The following is a 20,485-nucleotide window of genomic DNA, read 5'->3' on the forward strand; positions in this document are numbered from 1 at the left end:
ACTCGTCAAGACTGGCGCAGTCCATCTCTCGCCCTGCCTCCTGCGGACGAAGCGGTGCAGCACGCCGTCCGGCAGGCGACGGTGCCGGAGGGCGGTCCTGAGACGCCGCTCCGCATCGACCCCGCGGACCAGCTGCCCCCGCCCCCGTCCTGGCTCACCGCGACCACTGAACCCTGAAAGTCTGATCACGTCCGTCCGCCGTGGCGCCACTCACCAGGCGAACCGGCGAAACGCGTGCCAGCGTTTCGCCGTAGCCGTCCGCACCCCGCTCCCCGGAACGCGTCACCTCCCGAGGCCGACCGCGCCTCGGCGGGCGGGGACCGCCGAGGAAAAAGACTCAGCCCCGCCCTGCGAGCGCGGCCGCGCCGAGGATGCCGGCGTTGTTGCGGAGCGCCGCCGGGATGATCGGGGTGCGCAGGTCGAGCAGCGGGAGGAACTCGTCGTGGTGCTTGGAGATGCCGCCGCCGACGATGAAGAGATCGGGCCAGAGCAGCGCCTCGAGGTGGGAGTAGTAGCGCTGCAGGCGCTTCGCCCAGTGCTTGTAGTCGAGGTCGTCGCGCTCCTTGGCGGCGAACGAGGCCTTCTTCTCGTAGTCGCCGCCGTGGATCTCGAGGTGGCCGAGCTCAGCGTTGGGGATGAGGATCCCGTCGTGGATCTGCGCCGTCCCGATGCCGGTGCCGAGGGTGGTCATGATGACCAGGCCCTCCTTGTCCTTCGCCGCTCCGAAGCGCGACTCGGCGTAGCCCGCCGCGTCGGCGTCGTTGACGAAGAAGATGTTCCTGCCGATCGCGTCCTCGAACAGCTTCTCGGCCTCGAGGCCGATCCACTCGTCCGACACGTTCGCCGCCGACATCGTCCGTCCGTGGACGACGACGGCGGGGAAGCAGATGCCGACCGGGGTGTCCGAGGGCAGGTCCGGGATCTTCTCGAGGATCTGCTGGACGGTGGCGACGATGTCCTTCGGCGTGCCTCCCGGGGGAGTGGCGAGCTTCATCCGGTCGCTGAGCAGGGTGCCCGCGGCCAGGTCCACCGAGGCCCCCTTGATGCCCGTTCCCCCGATGTCGATCCCGATGGCGGTCGCCGCAGCAGTCATAGCGGCCATGCTAGCGAAGGGCGGGGGTGCGGACCGACGCGGGCTGCGGCGTAGGATCGCGGCATGGCTGACGGCGACGCGAACTCCTGGTGGTACAACCTCAAGGCCGGCACGGTGGAGCAGGGATTCGTGTCCCCCTCCGTCGACCGGGTGGGACCCTTCTCCTCTCGCGAGGAGGCGGAGCACGCCCTCGAGCGGCTGCACGAGAACAGCCGCAAGTGGGCCGAGGAGGACGCCGCCGAGGACCGCTGACCGCGGCTACTCGTAGCTGTGCTCGGCGCCGGGGTAGGCGCCGGACTCCACGTCGTCCCGGTACGCGGTGACCGCTCCGGTGAGCACGCCGCGCAGATCCGCGTACTGCTTCACGAAGCGGGGGATGCGGCCGGTGGTGAATCCGGCGAAGTCCGTCCACACGAGCAGCTGTCCGTCGACGTGCGGTCCCGCTCCGACTCCGATCGTCGGGATGCGCAGCTCCTCCGTCACCTGATGTGCCGCGTCCGCGGGCACCATCTCGAGGACGACGGCGAACGCCCCGGCCTCCTGGACGGCGCGCGCGTCGGCGAGCAGCTGCTCGATGCCCTCGCCGCGCCCCTGGACCATGTGACCGCCGAGCCCGTGCTCGCTCTGCGGCGTGAAGCCGATGTGCGCCATCACGGGGATGCCCGCCTCGACGATGCGCCGGATCTGCTCGGCGGAGCGGACTCCGCCCTCGAGCTTCACCGCGTGCGCGTGCGTCTCCTTCATGAAGCGGAACGCCGTGTGCAGCGCGTCGTCGGCACCCGACTCGTAGGAGCCGAAGGGCATGTCGGCGACGACGAAGGCGCGCTCGACGGCTCCGGCGACGGCGCGCGCCAGCGGGATGAGCTCGTCGACGGTGACGGGCAGAGTGGTGTCGTAGCCGAGCACCGTGTTGCCGGCGGAGTCGCCCACGAGGAGGAAGTCGATCCCGGCGTCGTCGAAGATCTTCGCCGTGAGCTGGTCGTAGCTGGTCAGCCCGGTGATGCGGACACCGGAGTCCTTCGCGTTCTGGAAGTGGCGGGTTCGAACGCGTTTCACGGGCTGCGCTGACATGGGCGCCAGTCTACGGCGCGCCTCGGGCGCCCCGCGGGCCCCGGTCGGAGGCAGTAGCCTGAGGGTCGAAACAGGAGGGGTCTGGATGGACAAGCAACGGGACTTCGTTCTTCGCACCATTGAAGAGCGAGGGATCAAATTCGTTCGCCTCTGGTTCACCGACGTCGTCGGCACGCTGAAGTCGGTCGCGATCGCGCCGGCCGAGGTGGAGGGCGCGTTCGCGGAGGGGCTCGGCTTCGACGGCTCCGCTATCGAGGGCCTCACCCGCTCCTTCGAGGCCGACGTCCTCGCGCATCCGGACCCGTCGACCTTCCAGATCCTCCCGTGGCGCGGAGAGATCGACCCGACGGCGCGGATGTTCTGCGACATCACGACGCCCGACGGCCAGCCCGCCGTCGCCGACCCGCGCAACGTGCTCAAGCGCACGCTGGCGAAGGCGGCCGAGCGCGGGTTCACCTTCTACACGCACCCCGAGATCGAGTTCTACCTCCTCAAGTCGTCGTCCTTCGGCGCCGAGGGTCCGGAGCCGGTCGACTCCGCCGGGTACTTCGACAACGTCCCCGGAGGCACGGCGCACGACTTCCGCCGCCGCTCCGTGCGCATGCTGGAGGATCTGGGCATCTCGGTCGAGTTCAGCCACCACGAGGCGGGCCCCGGCCAGAACGAGATCGACCTCCGCTACGCGGACGCGCTCACCACGGCCGACAACATCATGACCTTCCGCACCGTGATCAAGGAGGTGGCGATCGAGCAGGGCGTCTACGCGACGTTCATGCCGAAGCCGCTCTCCGGGCACCCCGGCTCGGGCATGCACACGCATCTCTCGCTCTTCGAGGGCGACGTGAACGTGTTCTACGAGCAGGGCGCCCAGTACCAGCTCTCGAAGCTCGGCCGTCAGTTCATCGCGGGCCTGCTCAAGCACGCCCCCGAGATCACCGCCGTGACGAACCAGTTCGTCAACTCCTACAAGCGGCTCTGGGGCGGCGACGAGGCGCCCAGCTACGTCTCGTGGGGCCACAACAACCGGTCCGCCCTCGTGCGCGTTCCGCTCTACAAGCCGAACAAGGGGCAGTCCTCGCGCATCGAGTACCGGGCGCTGGACTCCGCGGCGAACCCCTACCTGGCGTACTCGCTGCTCCTGGCGGCCGGGCTCAAGGGCATCGAAGAGGGCTACGAGCTTCCGGCCGAGGCCGAGGACAACGTGTGGGCTCTCTCGGACGCGGAGCGCCGGGCGCTCGGCTACGGCGCCCTGCCCGCCAGCCTCGACCGCGCCATCTCGCTGATGGAGGAGTCCGAGCTCGTGGCCGAGACGCTGGGCGAGCAGGTGTTCAACTTCGTGCTGCTCAACAAGCGGAAGGACTGGGCCGAGTACCGCGCCCAGGTCACGCCGTACGAGCTGCGCAGCAACCTCGAGATGCTCTGACGCCTCGGCCATGCCCCGCGAACGCTCCCTCCGCGATGTCGCACGCCTCGGCTTCGCCGCGCTCGGCGAGACCGGGGCACGGCTGGCCGAGGCGGAGGAGCTGGCCGGGCGGCAGCTCGAGTCGGTGCTGCCCTCCTTCGCCCGGGTGGCGGACCCGGACGAGGCGCTGCTCGCTCTGATCGACCTGCTGCGGCGGCACCGCGACCGGATGGACGCGGTCCTCGCCGACGACGAGGCCCTGACCCGGCTGCTTCTGGTGGTGGGGGCCTCCTCCGGCCTCGCCGACTTCCTCCAGCGCCGGCCCGACGAGCTGGCCAGCGTGCTCGAGCCGGTGCGCACGCTCCCCGGGCGCGCCGAGATGAAGGCCGAGCTGCTCGAGTCGGTCGGCGCCGTCGACGGCTTCTCGTCGCTCCGGGAGGAGGCGGGCTGGACGGCGCTGCGCGTGCGGTACCGCCGCCTCCTCACCAGGATCGTCGTCCACGACCTGAGCCAAGCCGACCCCGTCGCGGCGATCGACCGGGCGACGACGGCGCTGGCCGACCTCGCCGGAGCCGCGCTGGAGGCGTCCCTCGCCGTGGCGCGGACCGAGCTGGTCGAGGGCACGGGCCCGGGCCGCTTCGGCCGGGACGAGGTCGCCGCCACCCGCTTCGCCGTCATCGGCATGGGTAAGGCGGGAGCGTCCGAGCTCAACTACCTCAGCGACGTCGACGTGATCTTCGTCGCCGAGGGCGACCCGGAGAAGGAGCTGACGAACGCCCGTGCGATCGACGTCGCCACCCGGCTCGCCGTGCTCCTCATGCGCGGGACCTCTGCGCTGGCGATGGAGCCGGAACTCTGGGAGGTCGACCCGAACCTGCGCCCGGCCGGCAAGCAGGCCGCGCTCGTGCGCACCCTCGAGTCGCACATCACCTACTACGACCGGTGGGCGAAGAGCTGGGAGTTCCAGGCGCTGCTCAAGGCGCGCCCGCTCGCCGGCGACCAGGAGCTGGGGCGGGCGTACGTCGACGCGGTCGCGCCCAAGGTCTGGTCGAGCGCCTCCCGCGAGAACTTCGTCGAGTCGGTGCAGCGTATGCGGGAGCGGGTCACCGAGAACATCCCGCAGAACGACGTCCACTACCAGATCAAGCTCGGGCCCGGCGGCCTGCGCGAACTCCTCGGCGGCGGAGCGGCCGATGTACCCGCGGTCGGCGAGGGCGCCCAGGGCGAGGAGAGTCCCGGGCATGCGGATCTCGTCGTCGGTCTGCCCGTGGACGAGCTGGAGCAGCTGCACCGTGAACTCGATGTCGCGCAGGCCGCCGGGCCCGAGCTTGATCTGGTAGTGGACGTCGTTCTGCGGGATGTTCTCGGTGACCCGCTCCCGCATACGCTGCACCGACTCGACGAAGTTCTCGCGGGAGGCGCTCGACCAGACCTTGGGCGCGACCGCGTCGACGTACGCCCGCCCCAGCTCCTGGTCGCCGGCGAGCGGGCGCGCCTTGAGCAGCGCCTGGAACTCCCAGCTCTTCGCCCACCGGTCGTAGTAGGTGATGTGCGACTCGAGGGTGCGCACGAGCGCGCCCTGCTTGCCCTCCGGGCGCAGGTTCGGGTCGACCTCCCAGAGTTCCGGCTCCATCGCCAGCGCAGAGGTCCCGCGCATGAGGAGCACGGCGAGCCGGGTGGCGACGTCGATCGCACGGGCGTTCGTCAGCTCCTTCTCCGGGTCGCCCTCGGCGACGAAGATCACGTCGACGTCGCTGAGGTAGTTGAGCTCGGACGCTCCCGCCTTACCCATGCCGATGACGGCGAAGCGGGTGGCGGCGACCTCGTCCCGGCCGAAGCGGCCCGGGCCCGTGCCCTCGACCAGCTCGGTCCGCGCCACGGCGAGGGACGCCTCCAGCGCGGCTCCGGCGAGGTCGGCCAGCGCCCTCGTCACCCGGTCGATCGCCGCGACGGGGTCGGCTTGGCTCAGGTCGTGGACGACGATCCTGGTGAGGAGGCGGCGGTACCGCACGCGCAGCGCCGTCCAGCCCGCCTCCTCCCGGAGCGACGAGAAGCCGTCGACGGCGCCGACCGACTCGAGCAGCTCGGCCTTCATCTCGGCGCGCCCGGGGAGCGTGCGCACCGGCTCGAGCACGCTGGCCAGCTCGTCGGGCCGGCGCTGGAGGAAGTCGGCGAGGCCGGAGGAGGCCCCCACCACCAGAAGCAGCCGGGTCAGGGCCTCGTCGTCGGCGAGGACCGCGTCCATCCGGTCGCGGTGCCGCCGCAGCAGGTCGATCAGAGCGAGCAGCGCCTCGTCCGGGTCCGCCACCCGGGCGAAGGAGGGCAGCACCGACTCGAGCTGCCGCCCGGCCAGCTCCTCCGCCTCGGCCAGCCGTGCCCCGGTCTCGCCGAGCGCGGCGAAGCCGAGGCGTGCGACATCGCGGAGGGAGCGTTCGCGGGGCATGGCCGAGGCGTCAGAGCATCTCGAGGTTGCTGCGCAGCTCGTACGGCGTGACCTGGGCGCGGTACTCGGCCCAGTCCTTCCGCTTGTTGAGCAGCACGAAGTTGAACACCTGCTCGCCCAGCGTCTCGGCCACGAGCTCGGACTCCTCCATCAGCGAGATGGCGCGGTCGAGGCTGGCGGGCAGGGCGCCGTAGCCGAGCGCCCGGCGCTCCGCGTCCGAGAGAGCCCACACGTTGTCCTCGGCCTCGGCCGGAAGCTCGTAGCCCTCTTCGATGCCCTTGAGCCCGGCCGCCAGGAGCAGCGAGTACGCCAGGTAGGGGTTCGCCGCGGAGTCCAGCGCCCGGTACTCGATGCGCGAGGACTGCCCCTTGTTCGGCTTGTAGAGCGGAACGCGCACGAGGGCGGACCGGTTGTTGTGGCCCCACGAGACGTAGCTGGGCGCCTCGTCGCCGCCCCAGAGCCGCTTGTAGGAGTTGACGAACTGGTTCGTCACGGCGGTGATCTCGGGGGCGTGCTTGAGCAGGCCCGCGATGAACTGACGGCCGAGCTTCGAGAGCTGGTACTGGGCGCCCTGCTCGTAGAACACGTTCACGTCGCCCTCGAAGAGCGAGAGATGCGTGTGCATGCCCGAGCCGGGGTGCCCGGAGAGCGGCTTCGGCATGAACGTCGCGTAGACGCCCTGCTCGATCGCCACCTCCTTGATCACGGTGCGGAAGGTCATGATGTTGTCGGCCGTGGTGAGCGCGTCCGCGTAGCGGAGGTCGATCTCGTTCTGGCCGGGGCCCGCCTCGTGGTGGCTGAACTCGACCGAGATGCCCAGATCCTCCAGCATGCGCACGGAGCGGCGGCGGAAGTCGTGCGCCGTGCCTCCGGGGACGTTGTCGAAGTACCCGGCGGAGTCGACCGGCTCCGGACCCTCGGCGCCGAAGGACGACGACTTGAGGAGGTAGAACTCGATCTCGGGGTGCGTGTAGAAGGTGAACCCGCGCTCGGCCGCCTTCGCCAGCGTGCGCTTGAGCACGTTGCGCGGGTCGGCGACGGCGGGCTGGCCGTCGGGCGTCGTGATGTCGCAGAACATCCGCGCCGTCGGGTCGATCTCTCCGCGCCACGGGAGGATCTGGAAGGTCGACGGGTCCGGATGCGCGAGGACGTCGGCCTCGAAGGAGCGGGTGAGGCCCTCGATAGCGGAGCCGTCGAAGCCGAGCCCCTCCGCGAACGCGCCCTCCACCTCGGCCGGCGCGATCGCGACCGACTTCAGCGTGCCGACGACGTCGGTGAACCAGAGGCGAACGAATTTGATCCCTCGCTCTTCAATGGTGCGAAGAACGAAGTCCCGTTGCTTGTCCATCCAGACCCCTCCTGTTTCGACCCTCAGGCTACTGCCTCCGACCGGGGCCCGCGGGGCGCCCGAGGCGCGCCGTAGACTGGCGCCCATGTCAGCGCAGCCCGTGAAACGCGTTCGAACCCGCCACTTCCAGAACGCGAAGGACTCCGGTGTCCGCATCACCGGGCTGACCAGCTACGACCAGCTCACGGCGAAGATCTTCGACGACGCCGGGATCGACTTCCTCCTCGTGGGCGACTCCGCCGGCAACACGGTGCTCGGCTACGACACCACTCTGCCCGTCACCGTCGACGAGCTCATCCCGCTGGCGCGCGCCGTCGCCGGAGCCGTCGAGCGCGCCTTCGTCGTCGCCGACATGCCCTTCGGCTCCTACGAGTCGGGTGCCGACGACGCGCTGCACACGGCGTTCCGCTTCATGAAGGAGACGCACGCGCACGCGGTGAAGCTCGAGGGCGGAGTCCGCTCCGCCGAGCAGATCCGGCGCATCGTCGAGGCGGGCATCCCCGTGATGGCGCACATCGGCTTCACGCCGCAGAGCGAGCACGGGCTCGGCGGTCACATGGTCCAGGGGCGCGGCGAGGGCATCGAGCAGCTGCTCGCCGACGCGCGCGCCGTCCAGGAGGCCGGGGCGTTCGCCGTCGTCCTCGAGATGGTGCCCGCGGACGCGGCACATCAGGTGACGGAGGAGCTGCGCATCCCGACGATCGGAGTCGGAGCGGGACCGCACGTCGACGGACAGCTGCTCGTGTGGACGGACTTCGCCGGATTCACCACCGGCCGCATCCCCCGCTTCGTGAAGCAGTACGCGGATCTGCGCGGCGTGCTCACCGGAGCGGTCACCGCGTACCGGGACGACGTGGAGTCCGGCGCCTACCCCGGCGCCGAGCACAGCTACGAGTAGCCGCGGTCAGCGGTCCTCGGCGGCGTCCTCCTCGGCCCACTTGCGGCTGTTCTCGTGCAGCCGCTCGAGGGCGTGCTCCGCCTCCTCGCGAGAGGAGAAGGGTCCCACCCGGTCGACGGAGGGGGACACGAATCCCTGCTCCACCGTGCCGGCCTTGAGGTTGTACCACCAGGAGTTCGCGTCGCCGTCAGCCATGCCGCGATCCTACGCCGCAGCCCGCGTCGGTCCGCACCCCCGCCCTTCGCTAGCATGGCCGCTATGACTGCTGCGGCGACCGCCATCGGGATCGACATCGGGGGAACGGGCATCAAGGGGGCCTCGGTGGACCTGGCCGCGGGCACCCTGCTCAGCGACCGGATGAAGCTCGCCACTCCCCCGGGAGGCACGCCGAAGGACATCGTCGCCACCGTCCAGCAGATCCTCGAGAAGATCCCGGACCTGCCCTCGGACACCCCGGTCGGCATCTGCTTCCCCGCCGTCGTCGTCCACGGACGGACGATGTCGGCGGCGAACGTGTCGGACGAGTGGATCGGCCTCGAGGCCGAGAAGCTGTTCGAGGACGCGATCGGCAGGAACATCTTCTTCGTCAACGACGCCGACGCGGCGGGCTACGCCGAGTCGCGCTTCGGAGCGGCGAAGGACAAGGAGGGCCTGGTCATCATGACCACCCTCGGCACCGGCATCGGGACGGCGCAGATCCACGACGGGATCCTCATCCCCAACGCTGAGCTCGGCCACCTCGAGATCCACGGCGGCGACTACGAGAAGAAGGCCTCGTTCGCCGCCAAGGAGCGCGACGACCTCGACTACAAGCACTGGGCGAAGCGCCTGCAGCGCTACTACTCCCACCTCGAGGCGCTGCTCTGGCCCGATCTCTTCATCGTCGGCGGCGGCATCTCCAAGCACCACGACGAGTTCCTCCCGCTGCTCGACCTGCGCACCCCGATCATCCCGGCGGCGCTCCGCAACAACGCCGGCATCCTCGGCGCGGCCGCGCTCGCAGGGCGGGGCTGAGTCTTTTTCCTCGGCGGTCCCCGCCCGCCGAGGCGCGGTCGGCCTCGGGAGGTGACGCGTTCCGGGGAGCGGGGTGCGGACGGCTACGGCGAAACGCTGGCACGCGTTTCGCCGGTTCGCCTGGTGAGTGGCGCCACGGCGGACGGACGTGATCAGACTTTCAGGGTTCAGTGGTCGCGGTGAGCCAGGACGGGGGCGGGGGCACCTGGTCCTCGGGGTCGATCCGCAGCGGCGTCTCAGGACCGCCCTCCGGCACCGTCGCCTGCCGGACGCCGTGCTGCACCGCTTCGTCCGCAGGAGGCAGCGCGAGAGATGGACTGCGCCAGTCTTGACGAGTAGCCGCGCAAGGGTGTGTCGAGACCCCGGAACCGCCACGGCAGGCCGTCGCGCTGCCTGCGGGCGGGAGCGCGAGCTCGGCGACCGGCGGAGACGCGAGATGCCCCGCCGGGGCGGGGCATCTCGTGGCGAAGGGGTCGGCTGATACGCCGGGTTCTGTTCACGCCGCGCCTCTCGGCGGGCGCTGGACGGCCATCTCTCTCGGAGCCACGTCGCCGTGACCCTCCAGCGGTCTACCCGAGGACCCGACGAGCAGCCGCATCGTCCTCTGTCTGACCTTGCTCCGGGCGAGGTTTACCGAGCGGACCGGATCACTCCGGCCCCTGGTGGTCTCTTACACCACCGTTTCACCCTTACCGCCGGCCGGAGCCGACGGCGGTCTGTTCTCTGTGGCACTGTCTCGCGGGTCGCCCCGGGTGGGTGTTGCCCACCGCCCTGCTCTGCGGAGCCCGGACGTTCCTCGGCACCACGGCTCTCGCCGCGATGACGCGACCGTCTTGCCGGCCCGTTCGCCCGTCCAGTGTACGGCTCAGGCGAGGGTGGACTCCTCGCCGCGCACCAGGATGCAGCCGCTGTCGGGGCAGAGGACGACCTCGTCGGGAGCGGAGGCGCGGATCCAGGAGAGGTCCGACTCGGTGAGGGCCACGCCGCTCCCCTCCGACACCTTCCCGCGGAGGAGGGCCGCGCCGACTCCGTAGCGGGCGCGCTGCTTCTCGTACAGCTCGACCAGGTCCTCCGGAAGGGTCGTCACCAGGTCCGCACGGTCCCGGGCGAGCGCCTCCTGCTTGTCGCGGAGCTTCTCGGCCTGCGCGTCGCGCTCCTCGGCGAGGGTCCCGAGCGAGGCGACGACCTCGTCGCGCTCGGCCTGAGCCGCGGCGACCTCGGACTCGATGCCCTCGATCCGCTCCATCAGCGTCAGCTCGATGTCCTCGAGGTCTCCCCGTCGCTTCACGAGGGAGGTGATCTCGCTCTCGAGCGCGGCGATGTCCTTGGCCGCGGAGGCGGTCTGCAGGCGGTCGCGATCGCGGGTGAGCCGCTTCTCGACCACGCTGACGTCGGACTCGATGCGCCCGAGCTCGGTGCGCACGTCCTCGAGGCGCCCTGTGCGCTCGGCGAGGGAGCGGCGGGTCTCGTTGTCGCGGGCCTGCATCGCCTGGATCCGCGCGATCTGCGGGAGCGTCGCGAGGGCGTGGCGCAGCTGCGCGCCCCTCGTGTCCAGACTCGCCAGAGTCAGGAGTTCGCGCTGGTGTGCGGGGCTGGCTTTCACGTGGCGGTCCTCGTTCCCGGCGCGCAGTACGGGCGCGCCGCGTCCATTCTCCCGTGCCCGCGGCGGGTCAGTGCACGATCGCGAAATCCCACGGGTCGGTGCGGGTCTCGCTCACCTCGACGGTGACCGTGGGCAGGGCCTCCCGCAGCGCGGTCGCGGCGACGTCGAGCCACAGCCACTCGCTCGCCCAGTGCGAGACGTCGATGAGGGCGGGGCCGGTGCCGTGCAGGGCCTTCTCGCGCGCCTCGGACGCCGGGTGGTGCCGGAGGTCGGCGGTGATGAAGACGTCGCTCGTGCGGACGGCGGGGGCGTCCAGGAGCGAGTCCCCCGCTCCCCCGCAGAGCGACACGCGGCGCACGGGCGTCTCGTAGGCGCCCGCGGCCCGCACTCCCCCTGCGGTGGCCGGCAGGAGCTCGGCCACGGCTCCGGCCAGGCGTCCGAGTGTCACCTCCTCGGGCAGGTCGCCCACTCGGCCGAGCCCGACCGACGGGTCGGCGCCCGGGACGAGCGGAGTCGCGCCGGTCAGGCCGAGGCGGGTGGCGATCACGTCCGAGACCCCGTCCGCGACGATGTCGGCGTTCGTGTGGGCCGAGATCAGTGCGCAGCCGCCCCGGACGAGGTCCGCGAGCAGGCGGCCCTTGTAGCCGTCCTCGGCGATCGAGGTGACGCCGCGCAGCAGCAGCGGGTGGTGCGCGACCAGGAGCTGGTATCCGCCGTCGACGGCCTCCGCGACGGTGTCGGAGACCACGTCGACCGTGAGCAGGATCCGCTCCACCGCGGCGTCGGGGTCGCCGGTGACCAGGCCGGGCGCGTCCCAGCTCTCGGCGGCCGCCTCCGGCCAGAGACGGTCGATGACGGCGTGGACGTCGCGCAGTGAGGGCATGCGTCCAGGGTAGGGCCGCTCAGGGCGGGTGGTCGGTCTCCACGGCGCGGATCCCGGCGTCGGCCACCGCGTCCAGGTCGGCTCGCGGGTGGTCGTCCGACTCCAGCAGGAGGAGGGTGATGCCGCCGTACTGCTCGATCTCGAGCAGGCCCGCGACTCCGGAGGCGGCGAGCACGTGGCCGCCGATCCCTCCGGTGGTGTCGACGACGTGCGTGTGCAGGCCGGCGACGCTGATCCCCTGGAACGGCTGCGGGCCGACGAAGCCCAGCAGCGTGCCCTCGACGCCGGTCAGCCGGACCTCGTGCTGGTCGCGCATCGCGTCCGCCAGGCGGCGGTAGGGCTCCGCCTGCGCGATCGGCCGGCGCAGGGCCGGCGTCTCCGCCGCGCGCGCAGGCGGACGCCGACGAAGACGTCCGGGCCGGGCACGAGCGAGCGCACCGCGACCGGTCCGCCGAGCGGCGTGATCGGGAGCCGTCGCGGCGCACGGTCGGTGGTCCGTGCTTGCCTGGGGACCATGAACGAGTACCTCCCCTGGGCCGTCGCGGCCGCCCTGCTCCTGGCCCTTCTCATCACGGTCGTCGCCGGCCGCCGACGGCGCACTGCGGCGAGAGCGGCGGCGGAGCAGGCCGCGGAGGAGGCCACGGAGGAGCACCAGCGCACGATCGCCGAGCGCGACCGGAGCCACGAGGCGGCGCTCAAGGCACTGACGCGCGCGCGCGACGCCGAGCGCGACCTCAGTCGGACCGAGCTCGAGACGGCGCAGGAGGAGGTCGAGCAGACCCGTGACGCGCTCGCCAGGACCTGGAGCAGCGAGGCCGTCTCGCACACCCTGATCCGGGAGGCGTGCGCCTCGGCGGGGCTGTCCGGCGTCCTCGCCACGAACGTCGTCTTCGTACCGGTCGACGCGCGCACGACGCGCCGCTTCCTCGCGCAGATCGACCATCTGCTGCTCACCCGGCACGGCGCGCTCATCATCGAGGCCAAGTACTGGCAGGGGGTCGTCTTCGACGGCGTGCGACCCGGTACCGTCCACCCCTCCTACGGCGTCCTCCTCGACGAGGACGCCCTGCCCGAGGCCTTCGCGGTTCAGATCGCACCGGGGACGGTGTCGCGGTGGACGGTGCGCACGCATGTCGAGCAGCACGTCCCCGCCCGGCAGGTCCGGATCCAGGCCGCGCGGCTCAAGGAGCACCTGGCCCTGAACGGTCTGCCCACGCCGTGGTTCGAGACGGCCGTGCTCTACAGCCACCCCGACGTCAGGACGTACGCGCCCGGATGGGAGGGCACGGGAGCGGCACGGACGAGGATCCTGACGGGAGTCGACGAGCTGACGGACGCTCGGGCCGATCTCGCACGGCGCCCGGGCACCACGATCGGGGAGGACGCCTGGGGCGAGCTCTCCGGATTCCTCGCCGGATGCGGCGGCCATGTGGAGCCGGTCGGGCCGACCCGCGCGTGACCAGCAGGGGGACCCGGTGGCCGGACGGGCACGGTCATGGCTGGCCGCGCCGGCCTGAGCCGGACAGGACGGCGCCGGACAGGACGGCGCCGGACCCTCTAACGCAGGGAACGACGAAGGTCCGCACTCCCGGAGGAGTGCGGACCTGTTCGGTGGATCCGAGGGGATTCGAACCCCTGACCCCCTGCATGCCATGCAGGTGCGCTACCAGCTGCGCCACGGACCCATGTTGTGTTCTGTCTTGCTTCGTGCTGTCTTTCGCTGTCTCCGCCCGGCGGAAGCAACTCGAATAAACTACAACACGATTCGCGTGAAGTGAAATCGAGCGCTGTCGCCGGGCGTGTTCGTCAGTTCGAGGACGTCGACGATTCGACGGCGACAGGCTGCTCGAGGGTGAACGGCACCGTTGGGCAGTCCTTCCAGAGGCGCTCGAGCGAGTAGTACATGCGGTCCTCCTCGTGGAAGACGTGCACGACGAGGTCGCCGAAGTCGAGGAGGATCCAGCGGCCCTCCGCACGGCCCTCGCGGCGCAGCAGCTTGGCGCCGGAATCGTTCAGGCGGTCCTCCACCTCGTTCGCGATCGCGACCACGTTGCGCTCGGAGCGGCCGGTGGCGAGGAGGAAGATGTCGACCAGCGGCAGCGGCCCCGAGACGTCGAGGGCGACGAGGTCCTCACCGCCCTTGGAGTCGGCGGCGGTGGCCGCGAGCTGGAGCAGGGCGCGGGCGGAATCGGTCGCAGTCATGAAGCCTTCAGTGTCGGTGGTGGAGATCAGAAGATGTTGAGCACGAAGCCGCCGATGAACAGCGCGATCGCGCCGACCAGCAGGACGGCCGCGGTGATCGCGAGGACCACCGGGACGCTCACGCCGGCGCGCTTCTGCGGCGCGATCATCGAGGTGCCGGCGGCGTGGGTGGAGACGGCGCTGGACGCCCGGACCGGCTCGGACTCGCCGACGGGCTGCTCGCGGTCGATGCGGTCGACGTAGCGGTCCACATCGGGCGAGTCGTAGAGGTTCGGGTGCTGGCCCGTGGAGCCGAGGCTGCGCGGGAGGTCGAACGAGCCGGTGACGAGGATCTCCCCCGTGTCCGTGCCGACTGTCGCGCCGGGGCCCGTGGTCGGCAGGATCAGCGCGTTGGTGGTGGTGACGGCACCGGTGGCGGCGACTCCGCTCGCGATGAGGGAGTCGAACGAGGCGTCCACCTCCTCCTTCGACTTGCTGTCGAGTTCCTCGGTGATGGCGAGGTGCTCGATCGGCGGCTCGAAGCTCCCGGTGATCTCGGTGGCCTTCTCGTCGGCGATGTCGAGGGATCCGCCCACCGACGCGAAGAGCGCGGTGTTCAGGTGCGGCTGCTCGGGCTGCTCGCCGGCCGTCGGCTGCTCGTCGTCCGCGTCCCGCTCGTCGGAGGCGTCCGCGGACGGCGTCTCGTCGTCGGAGGAGGAGCTCTCGATCTCGGCCTCGTGCACCTCGGCCGCGTCGGCGTCCGCGGTCGCATCGGTGGCGGACTCGTCCGCCTCCTCCTCGGACGCCTCGGGGGCGTCCTCGGTGACGACGTCCTCGTCGCCCTCCGGCTCCTGCTCCGCTGCGCCCTCGGGCACCGGCTCCGCATCACGGGACTCGTCGGCCGCCTCGATCACGGGGACCGCCCCGGTCGGCGGGAGCGCCGAGGCGCGCTCGAGGGCGGCCTCGACGTAGTCGGAGCGCTCGTCGTCGGACCGCTCCTCGTCGGCGGGCGGCTCCGCCTCCGGTGCGGCGGCGACCTTCTCCGCCTGCTGCTGCGCCAGCAGTGCGCGCAGCTCCCGACGGGTCAGCTGGCGGCCCGTGGCGTTCTCGGTGGCGACGATCTCCATCGAGGAGGTGCGCAGGTCGGGCTCGCTCGCGGGGCTCGGCTCGACGGGGGTGATCCGCAGGGCCTGGGTGGGGGTCAGCACCGGCATGTCGCCGGCGGTGGTGGCGGTCGCGGTGGCAGCCCGGCGGGACGTCGTCGGAACGGCGGCGGTCGTGGCCGCACCGGCCTCGCGCCTCTCGCGCTCGCGGATCTCGCGCCGGGTGAGCGGCTTCTCCTCGGGCTGAACTGTCATGACGTGCTCCGATACAGGTGGTGCTTCGAGATGTACTGGACGACACCGTCGGGAACCAGGTACCAGACCGGATGATCACGGTTGACGCCGCTCCGACAGCCGGTCGAGGAGATCGCCACTGCCGGAATCTCCAACAACGCTACGTCCTGAGCCGCCACTCCCTAAACCTTGAGTACGTACCCCGGCCGGCTGACGGCGACGAAGTGGGCCAGCTCCCACAGCTCGTCGTAGTCCTTCCAGCTCAGGATCTGAGCGACCGCGTCCGCGCCGGTGATGAAGAACAGCTCGGCGTCGGGGTGCGCGGCGTGGATGTCCCGCAGGGTGTCGATCGTGTAGGTCGTGCCGATCCGGTCAACGTCGACGCGGCTGACGGTGAAGCGCGGGTTCGACGCCGTCGCGATCACCGTCATCAGGTACCGGTGCTCGGCGGAGGTCACCGTCTTCTTGTGCCACGGCTGGCCGGTGGGCACGAAGACGACCTCGTCCAGGTCGAACGACTGGGCCACCTCGGAGGCGGCGACCAGGTGACCGTGGTGGATCGGGTCGAAGGTGCCGCCCATCACGCCGATGCGCGGACGCCGCGGGCCTCCGCTCGCGGCGGACGTCACGATCGCTGGGCTCCCCGCCTAGTGTCCGTGACCGTGCTGGTCGTGCGAGCCGGCGCCGGTCTTGTGCGAGTGGCGGTTCGCCACGTCGCGGTAGCTCCAGGTGACGAAGCCGAGGGCCGTGAAGGCGACGGCGGCGATCAGGCCGAAGACGATCGGGGGGAACGGCAGCTCCGTGTGGGCCGCTGCTTCGGCGAGGACGGTCGTCGCGAGGGACATGCAGTGCTCCTTGGATGTCGTGGTCGCCCCGGCGGGGCTCAGACGAGTCTACCCGGACGCCGCTCGACGCCGGATCGCCGGTCCGGGCGCTAGGCGCGGACCTCTCCCGCGCCGCGCAGCAGCCACTTCGTGCTGGTCAGCTCGGGAAGGCCCATGGGGCCCCGAGCGTGCAGCTTCTGCGTCGAGATGCCGACCTCGGCGCCGAACCCGAACTCCCCGCCGTCGGTGAAGCGGGTGGAGGCGTTGACCATCACGACCGCGGAGTCGACCTCGGCGAGGAAGCGCTCGGCGCTTCGGAGGTCGTTCGTCACGATCGACTCGGTGTGGTGGGTGGAGTACCGGTCGATGTGGGCCATCGCGGCGTCGAGGTCGTCGACGATCGCGACGGCGACGTCGAGCGAGTAGTACTCCGCGGACCAGTCCTCATCGGTGGCGGGCACCGCGTCGGGCCAGAGCGCCGCGACGCGCTCGTCGCCGTGCACGGTCACTCCCGCTTCCGCGAGCCGGCCGAGGACGGGCGGGAGGAGGCGCTCGGCGGCGTCGCGGTGGACGAGGAGGGTCTCGAGGGCGTTGCAGGTGCTCGGACGCTGCACCTTGGCGTTGTGGACGATGTCCACGGCCCACCGCTCGTCGGCACTGGCGTCGAGGAAGACGTGGACGACTCCGGCGCCCGTCTCGATCACGGGGACCGTCGACTCCGTCACGACCGACTCGATGAGGCCCGCGCTCCCCCGCGGCACCAGGACGTCGACGTAGCCGCGCGCTCGCATGAGGGCCTTCGCGCCCTCGCGGCCGTGGTCGTCGACCGTCTGCACCAGCTCGGCGGGCAGGCCCACGGAGGCGACGGCCTCCTGCAGCAGCTCCACCAGGACGCGGTTCGTGTTCTCCGCGGCCGTGCCTCCGCGCAGGATCACGGCGTTCCCGCTCTTGAGGGCGAGCGCCGCGATGTCGATGGTGACGTTCGGGCGCGCCTCGTAGATCGCTCCAACCACGCCGAACGGGACCCGCACCTGGGTGAGGGAGGCGCCGTTGGGCAGGTTCGATCCCCGCACCGTCTGCCCGACCGGATCGGTGAGCCCGACGACCGCGACGACGGCGTCGGCGAGGGACCCCAGGCGCACCGCATCGAGGCGGAGGCGGTCCTGCAGGCCCGGGCTCATGCCGCTCTCGCGACCCCGCTGGAGGTCGAGCTCGTTCGCCGGGACGACGCGCTCGGCGCTCGAGCGCACCGCGTCGGCGATGGCGAGCAGAGCCCGGTTCTTGAGGTCGGTGGTCGCACTGCGGAGGGAGCGCGACGCGACGCGGGAAGCGGCGAACCGCTCGGTCAGCGCACTGCTGTCGGGGGTTGTCTGCGGCATCCGGCCAGTGTAGAGGCAGACGACCCCGGCGGCGGGAGTCAGCTCTCCTCGCCGGCCTCCGTGCCGTCGCCCTCGTCGGCGACGCGCCAGACGCCGCCCTGGCGCTCGCGCTCGAGTTCCGCGCGGGCCTCGGCCTTGGCGTCCATCCGCTCGAAGTAGTCCTCGCGACGCTCGTTGCGGGTCTTGCGCCGGTTGTCCTCGAGGCGGAGGTCCGTTCCGCGGGGCGCGGTGATGCGCTCGGCCGTCGAGGTGAGGGTCGGCTCCCAGTCGAAGACGACGCCGTCGCCGGGGCCGATGACGACGGTGGAGCCGGCGACCGCTCCAGCCGAGAACAGGCCGTTCTCGACTCCGAGCTTGGCCAGGCGGTCGGCGAGGAAGCCGACGGCCTCGTCGTTCGTGAAGTCGGTCTGCGCGACCCAGCGCACGGGCTTGGTGCCCAGGACCCGGTACACGTTGCCGTACGAGCCACCCTCGACCCGGATCTCGAAGTCCTTCTCGTCCACGGCGCGGGGGCGGATGGTGATGCGCTCCACCCGCGGCACGGCGGCGAGCTCGAGGCGGTGCTTCTCGACGATCTCGGCGAGGGCGAACGTCAGCTGGCGGAGTCCCGAGTGGCTGACCGTCGAGATCTCGAACACGCGGTAGCCGCGGCCCTCGAGGTCGGCCCGGACGAAGTCGGCCAGTTCCTGGGCCTCGGGCACGTCGACCTTGTTGAGCGCGATCAGCTGCGGCCTCTCGATCAGCGGCACCTGTCCGTCGCCGACGGGGTACGCCGCCAGCTCCCCGAGGATGATGTCGAGGTCGGTCAGCGGGTCGCGGCCGGGCTCGAGCGTGGCGCAGTCGAGCACGTGGACGAGCGCGGTGCAGCGCTCGACGTGGCGGAGGAACTCCAGACCCAGGCCCTTGCCCTCGCTCGCGCCCTCGATGAGACCGGGCACGTCGGCGACGGTGAAGCGCGACTCCCCCGCCTGCACGACGCCGAGGTTGGGCGCGAGGGTCGTGAACGGGTAGTCCGCGATCTTCGGCTTGGCCGCCGAGATCGCCGCGACGAGGCTCGACTTGCCCGCCGAGGGGAATCCGACGAGCGCGACGTCCGCGACGGTCTTCAGCTCGAGGACGACGTCGCCCTCCCAGCCCGGCGTGCCGAGCAGCGCGAAGCCGGGCGCCTTGCGCTTCGTGGTGGCGAGCGAGGCGTTGCCGAGCCCGCCCTGCCCGCCCGGAGCGATGACGAACCGGAGGCCGGGCTCGTCCATGTCGATCAGCTGGTCGCCGTCCGGCGACTTGACGACCGTGCCGACCGGGACGGGGAGCTCCATGAGCTCGCCGTTCCCGCCCGCGCGGTGGTCGCCCATGCCGGGACCGCCGTTCTCGGAGCTGCGGTGCGGGTGGCGGTGGTAGGCGAGCAGCGTCGTCGTCTGCGGGTCGGCGACGAGGACGATGTCGCCCCCGTGCCCGCCGTTGCCGCCGTCGGGGCCGGCGAGCGGCTTGAACTTCTCGCGACGGACGGAGACGCAGCCGTTGCCGCCGTGGCCGGCACGCATATGCAGCGTGACGTTGTCGACGAAGGTGACCATGGTGTGAATCCGTCCGTGAGTGCGTGCGGCGCCGGGATGCCGGCGCCGGGGGGCTGTGCCCCGGTAAACGCGCAAGGGGCGAGCCGAAGCCCGCCCCTTGCGTCCTGTGCCTGTGCGGCCGAGGAGGTCGACCCTACTGGGCGGCCGCCACGATGTTGACGACCTTGCGGCCGCCCTTGCTGCCGAACTCGACAGCGCCCGCCGAGAGGGCGAACAGGGTGTCGTCGCCACCGCGTCCGACGTTCGCGCCGGGGTGGAAGTGGGTGCCGCGCTGGCGGACGATGATCTCGCCCGCGTTCACGACCTGGCCGCCGAAGCGCTTGACGCCGAGACGCTGCGCGTTCGAGTCGCGACCGTTGCGAGTGGAGCTCGCGCCCTTCTTCTGTGCCATTTCTCATCTCCTCGAGACCGGGGGGCCGCAGCCCCGTGCTGTTGCCCTGCAGGGCGATGGCTCGCTCCGCAGGTCAGCTCAATTCCTTTGCAGGACTACTTGATGCCAGTGACCTTGACGCGCGTGAGGTCCTGACGGTGCCCCTGGCGCTTCTTGTAACCGGTCTTGTTCTTGAACTTCTGAATGATGATCTTCGGACCACGGAGGTCCTCGAGCACCTCGGCGGTGACGGTGACGCCCGCGAGGGTCGCCGCGTCCGAGGTGATCGACTCACCGTCGACGAGCAGCACGGCAGGAAGCTGCACGGTGCCGTTCTCGTCGGCCTTGACGCGGTCCATCGTCACGATGGTGCCGACCTCGACCTTCTCCTGCCGACCGCCGGCGCGCACAACTGCGTAAACCACTTCTCGTACCTGTTTCTCGTCTGGACGGAGCGGAGGCCTCGTCCGGGGCTTGTAGGGACGGGGCTGAGCCCCGGTCTTCCGGTTCGTACCCGTCTCCTCACGACACGAGGGAACCGGCACCGCGGCCCGCGCCCCGTGAGGGGCGGAGCGACAACGGAAATCTGCGTGAGCACATGGATCGCGCCACACCAACGGTCAAGAGTACGGGATCCGCGCTCCACGGTCAAACGCACACGACTGCGAAGCCGTGTCCACCCGACCGGCGACCCCGTCACGATAGTCGAGGAGGAGGCGCGTGGACGGACGGCGCGCCGCCTACGATCGGGGAATGGCCATCCTCGTCGACGCCGCGCGCTGGCCGGCGCACGGCCGGCTGTGGGCGCACCTCGTGAGCGACGTCTCGCTCGAGGAGCTCCACGACTTCGCGCGCCGTCTCGGCGTGCCCGAGCGCGGCTTCGACCTGGACCACTACGACGTGCCCGACGAGCGGATCGACGAGCTCGTCGCCGCGGGCGCGGTCCCCGTCGGCGCGCGGGAGCTGGTCGAGCGGCTGAGGCGGAGCGGGCTCCGCGTCCGCGGGCGCGACCGGGACGCCGAGAGGGCCCGGCGCCGGCTCTCGCCGGGCACCGGGCCCTCCTGA

Annotated in this window: 20 protein-coding genes, 1 tRNA gene, 1 other RNA gene and 3 pseudogenes; 7 read left to right on the forward strand and 18 right to left on the reverse strand. The window is 71.2% G+C overall.

Features of this window, described 5'->3' with window-relative positions; translation table 11 throughout:
- Positions 1-337: 337 nt before the first annotated feature.
- Positions 338-1,093 (reverse strand): polyphosphate--glucose phosphotransferase, encoded by a 756-nt coding sequence (gene ppgK / locus C5C33_RS12505; RefSeq protein WP_104239180.1) that lies wholly within the window; start codon positions 1,091-1,093, stop codon positions 338-340.
- Between the two features lie 63 nt (positions 1,094-1,156).
- Between ppgK (C5C33_RS12505) and C5C33_RS12510 the strand changes: the two genes are divergently transcribed.
- The gene (locus tag C5C33_RS12510) at positions 1,157-1,345 is read left to right on the forward strand and encodes an SPOR domain-containing protein (protein ID WP_104223671.1); all 189 of its coding nucleotides are present in this window, start codon (positions 1,157-1,159) and stop codon (positions 1,343-1,345) included.
- 6 nt (positions 1,346-1,351) lie between these two features.
- Here the strand turns inward: C5C33_RS12510 and panB (C5C33_RS12515) are convergent, their stop codons facing one another.
- Entirely contained in the window at positions 1,352-2,164 is an 813-nt protein-coding gene (panB, locus tag C5C33_RS12515; RefSeq protein WP_104247262.1) for a 3-methyl-2-oxobutanoate hydroxymethyltransferase, read from the reverse strand.
- Between the two features lie 85 nt (positions 2,165-2,249).
- Here panB (C5C33_RS12515) and C5C33_RS12520 point away from each other — a divergent pair, with 85 nt between their 5' ends.
- Both C5C33_RS12520 and C5C33_RS19020 read left to right on the forward strand, forming a co-directional pair.
- On the forward strand, positions 2,250-3,587 hold the full coding sequence (locus C5C33_RS12520) for a glutamine synthetase family protein (RefSeq protein ID WP_068253236.1): 1,338 nt from the start codon (positions 2,250-2,252) through the stop codon (positions 3,585-3,587).
- Positions 3,588-3,795: 208 nt separating this feature from the next.
- Positions 3,796-4,521 (forward strand): annotated as a pseudogene (locus tag C5C33_RS19020) (bifunctional glutamine-synthetase adenylyltransferase/deadenyltransferase); the annotation flags it as partial.
- Positions 4,522-4,785: 264 nt separating this feature from the next.
- On the opposite strand, the pseudogene C5C33_RS19025 reads toward C5C33_RS19020, so the two are convergent.
- Together C5C33_RS19025 and C5C33_RS12530 are read right to left on the reverse strand one after the other, a co-directional pair.
- A pseudogene (locus C5C33_RS19025) lies at positions 4,786-6,009 on the reverse strand (bifunctional glutamine-synthetase adenylyltransferase/deadenyltransferase); the annotation flags it as partial.
- Positions 6,010-6,019: 10 nt separating this feature from the next.
- Complete coding sequence (locus C5C33_RS12530) at positions 6,020-7,357, reverse strand: glutamine synthetase family protein (RefSeq protein WP_068253236.1); 1,338 nt, start codon at positions 7,355-7,357, stop codon at positions 6,020-6,022.
- 85 nt (positions 7,358-7,442) lie between these two features.
- On the opposite strand from C5C33_RS12530, the gene panB (C5C33_RS12535) reads away from it, so the two are divergent.
- Complete coding sequence (gene panB / locus C5C33_RS12535) at positions 7,443-8,255, forward strand: 3-methyl-2-oxobutanoate hydroxymethyltransferase (protein WP_104247262.1); 813 nt, start codon at positions 7,443-7,445, stop codon at positions 8,253-8,255.
- 6 nt (positions 8,256-8,261) lie between these two features.
- On the opposite strand, the gene C5C33_RS12540 is transcribed toward panB (C5C33_RS12535), so the two are convergent.
- Complete coding sequence (locus C5C33_RS12540) at positions 8,262-8,450, reverse strand: SPOR domain-containing protein (protein WP_104223671.1); 189 nt, start codon at positions 8,448-8,450, stop codon at positions 8,262-8,264.
- A 63-nt stretch (positions 8,451-8,513) separates the two neighbouring features.
- On the opposite strand from C5C33_RS12540, the gene ppgK (C5C33_RS12545) reads away from it, so the two are divergent.
- The gene (gene ppgK, locus C5C33_RS12545; protein ID WP_104239180.1) at positions 8,514-9,269 is read left to right on the forward strand and encodes a polyphosphate--glucose phosphotransferase; all 756 of its coding nucleotides are present in this window, start codon (positions 8,514-8,516) and stop codon (positions 9,267-9,269) included.
- 465 nt (positions 9,270-9,734) lie between these two features.
- On the opposite strand, the gene rnpB is transcribed toward ppgK (C5C33_RS12545), so the two are convergent.
- The 4 genes from rnpB to C5C33_RS19030 all read right to left on the reverse strand — a co-directional run bounded on the left by rnpB (position 9,735) and on the right by C5C33_RS19030 (position 12,380).
- Positions 9,735-10,113, reverse strand: an RNA gene (rnpB, locus tag C5C33_RS12550) — RNase P RNA component class A.
- Between the two features lie 21 nt (positions 10,114-10,134).
- Positions 10,135-10,872 (reverse strand): zinc ribbon domain-containing protein, encoded by a 738-nt coding sequence (locus tag C5C33_RS12555; RefSeq protein WP_104226713.1) that lies wholly within the window; start codon positions 10,870-10,872, stop codon positions 10,135-10,137.
- 67 nt (positions 10,873-10,939) lie between these two features.
- Complete coding sequence (locus tag C5C33_RS12560) at positions 10,940-11,755, reverse strand: Nif3-like dinuclear metal center hexameric protein (protein WP_104261265.1); 816 nt, start codon at positions 11,753-11,755, stop codon at positions 10,940-10,942.
- Between the two features lie 19 nt (positions 11,756-11,774).
- Positions 11,775-12,380 (reverse strand): acetolactate decarboxylase, encoded by a 606-nt coding sequence (locus tag C5C33_RS19030; protein WP_258069237.1) that lies wholly within the window; start codon positions 12,378-12,380, stop codon positions 11,775-11,777.
- On the opposite strand from C5C33_RS19030, the gene C5C33_RS12565 reads away from it, so the two are divergent.
- Complete coding sequence (locus tag C5C33_RS12565; protein WP_181136244.1) at positions 12,270-13,214, forward strand: nuclease-related domain-containing protein; 945 nt, start codon at positions 12,270-12,272, stop codon at positions 13,212-13,214. The genes C5C33_RS19030 and C5C33_RS12565 overlap by 111 nt on opposite strands.
- A 153-nt stretch (positions 13,215-13,367) precedes the next feature.
- Here the strand turns inward: C5C33_RS12565 and C5C33_RS12570 are convergent.
- The 9 genes and pseudogenes from C5C33_RS12570 to rplU all read right to left on the reverse strand — a co-directional run bounded on the left by C5C33_RS12570 (position 13,368) and on the right by rplU (position 19,845).
- Positions 13,368-13,440: transfer RNA gene (locus C5C33_RS12570), tRNA-Ala, on the reverse strand.
- Between the two features lie 121 nt (positions 13,441-13,561).
- Positions 13,562-13,957: a ribosome silencing factor gene (gene rsfS / locus C5C33_RS12575; RefSeq protein ID WP_104247265.1), complete on the reverse strand. Its 396-nt coding sequence runs from the start codon at positions 13,955-13,957 to the stop codon at positions 13,562-13,564.
- Between the two features lie 26 nt (positions 13,958-13,983).
- Positions 13,984-15,294 (reverse strand): hypothetical protein, encoded by a 1,311-nt coding sequence (locus C5C33_RS12580; protein WP_104261263.1) that lies wholly within the window; start codon positions 15,292-15,294, stop codon positions 13,984-13,986.
- A pseudogene (gene nadD / locus C5C33_RS12585) lies at positions 15,291-15,902 on the reverse strand (nicotinate-nucleotide adenylyltransferase). Before nadD ends, C5C33_RS12580 begins: the two are co-directional and overlap by 4 nt.
- 18 nt (positions 15,903-15,920) lie before the next feature.
- Positions 15,921-16,118, reverse strand: coding sequence for a hypothetical protein (locus C5C33_RS12590; RefSeq protein WP_104223679.1), 198 nt, complete (start codon positions 16,116-16,118; stop codon positions 15,921-15,923).
- An 89-nt stretch (positions 16,119-16,207) separates the two neighbouring features.
- A complete protein-coding gene (locus C5C33_RS12595) occupies positions 16,208-17,476 on the reverse strand; it encodes a glutamate-5-semialdehyde dehydrogenase (protein ID WP_104261261.1) in 1,269 nt (422 codons plus the stop codon).
- 38 nt (positions 17,477-17,514) lie between these two features.
- A complete protein-coding gene (obgE, locus tag C5C33_RS12600) occupies positions 17,515-19,050 on the reverse strand; it encodes a GTPase ObgE (protein ID WP_104261268.1) in 1,536 nt (511 codons plus the stop codon).
- 133 nt (positions 19,051-19,183) lie between these two features.
- Positions 19,184-19,441: a 50S ribosomal protein L27 gene (rpmA, locus tag C5C33_RS12605; protein ID WP_104261269.1), complete on the reverse strand. Its 258-nt coding sequence runs from the start codon at positions 19,439-19,441 to the stop codon at positions 19,184-19,186.
- 95 nt (positions 19,442-19,536) lie between these two features.
- A complete protein-coding gene (gene rplU / locus C5C33_RS12610) occupies positions 19,537-19,845 on the reverse strand; it encodes a 50S ribosomal protein L21 (protein WP_104223682.1) in 309 nt (102 codons plus the stop codon).
- A gap of 328 nt (positions 19,846-20,173) precedes the next feature.
- On the opposite strand from rplU, the gene C5C33_RS12615 reads away from it, so the two are divergent.
- A complete protein-coding gene (locus C5C33_RS12615; protein ID WP_104254915.1) occupies positions 20,174-20,485 on the forward strand; it encodes a DUF4031 domain-containing protein in 312 nt (103 codons plus the stop codon).

The sequence above is a fragment of the Rathayibacter sp. AY1H3 genome, from assembly GCF_002932015.1.

Excerpts from the sequence above, each read along its gene's own strand:
- ppgK (WP_104239180.1), bottom strand. The coding sequence starts at position 1,093 with ATGACTGCTGCGGCGACCGCCATCGGGATCGACATCGGGGGAACGGGC.
- C5C33_RS12510 (WP_104223671.1), top strand. The coding sequence starts at position 1,157 with ATGGCTGACGGCGACGCGAACTCCTGGTGGTACAACCTCAAGGCCGGC.
- panB (WP_104247262.1), bottom strand. The coding sequence starts at position 2,164 with ATGTCAGCGCAGCCCGTGAAACGCGTTCGAACCCGCCACTTCCAGAAC.
- C5C33_RS12520 (WP_068253236.1), top strand. The coding sequence starts at position 2,250 with ATGGACAAGCAACGGGACTTCGTTCTTCGCACCATTGAAGAGCGAGGG.
- C5C33_RS12530 (WP_068253236.1), bottom strand. The coding sequence starts at position 7,357 with ATGGACAAGCAACGGGACTTCGTTCTTCGCACCATTGAAGAGCGAGGG.
- panB (WP_104247262.1), top strand. The coding sequence starts at position 7,443 with ATGTCAGCGCAGCCCGTGAAACGCGTTCGAACCCGCCACTTCCAGAAC.
- C5C33_RS12540 (WP_104223671.1), bottom strand. The coding sequence starts at position 8,450 with ATGGCTGACGGCGACGCGAACTCCTGGTGGTACAACCTCAAGGCCGGC.
- ppgK (WP_104239180.1), top strand. The coding sequence starts at position 8,514 with ATGACTGCTGCGGCGACCGCCATCGGGATCGACATCGGGGGAACGGGC.
- C5C33_RS12560 (WP_104261265.1), bottom strand. The coding sequence starts at position 11,755 with ATGCCCTCACTGCGCGACGTCCACGCCGTCATCGACCGTCTCTGGCCG.
- C5C33_RS12565 (WP_181136244.1), top strand. The coding sequence starts at position 12,270 with ATGAACGAGTACCTCCCCTGGGCCGTCGCGGCCGCCCTGCTCCTGGCC.
- rsfS (WP_104247265.1), bottom strand. The coding sequence starts at position 13,957 with ATGACTGCGACCGATTCCGCCCGCGCCCTGCTCCAGCTCGCGGCCACC.
- C5C33_RS12580 (WP_104261263.1), bottom strand. The coding sequence starts at position 15,294 with ATGACAGTTCAGCCCGAGGAGAAGCCGCTCACCCGGCGCGAGATCCGC.
- C5C33_RS12590 (WP_104223679.1), bottom strand. The coding sequence starts at position 16,118 with ATGTCCCTCGCGACGACCGTCCTCGCCGAAGCAGCGGCCCACACGGAG.
- C5C33_RS12595 (WP_104261261.1), bottom strand. The coding sequence starts at position 17,476 with ATGCCGCAGACAACCCCCGACAGCAGTGCGCTGACCGAGCGGTTCGCC.
- obgE (WP_104261268.1), bottom strand. The coding sequence starts at position 19,050 with ATGGTCACCTTCGTCGACAACGTCACGCTGCATATGCGTGCCGGCCAC.
- rpmA (WP_104261269.1), bottom strand. The coding sequence starts at position 19,441 with ATGGCACAGAAGAAGGGCGCGAGCTCCACTCGCAACGGTCGCGACTCG.
- C5C33_RS12615 (WP_104254915.1), top strand. The coding sequence starts at position 20,174 with ATGGCCATCCTCGTCGACGCCGCGCGCTGGCCGGCGCACGGCCGGCTG.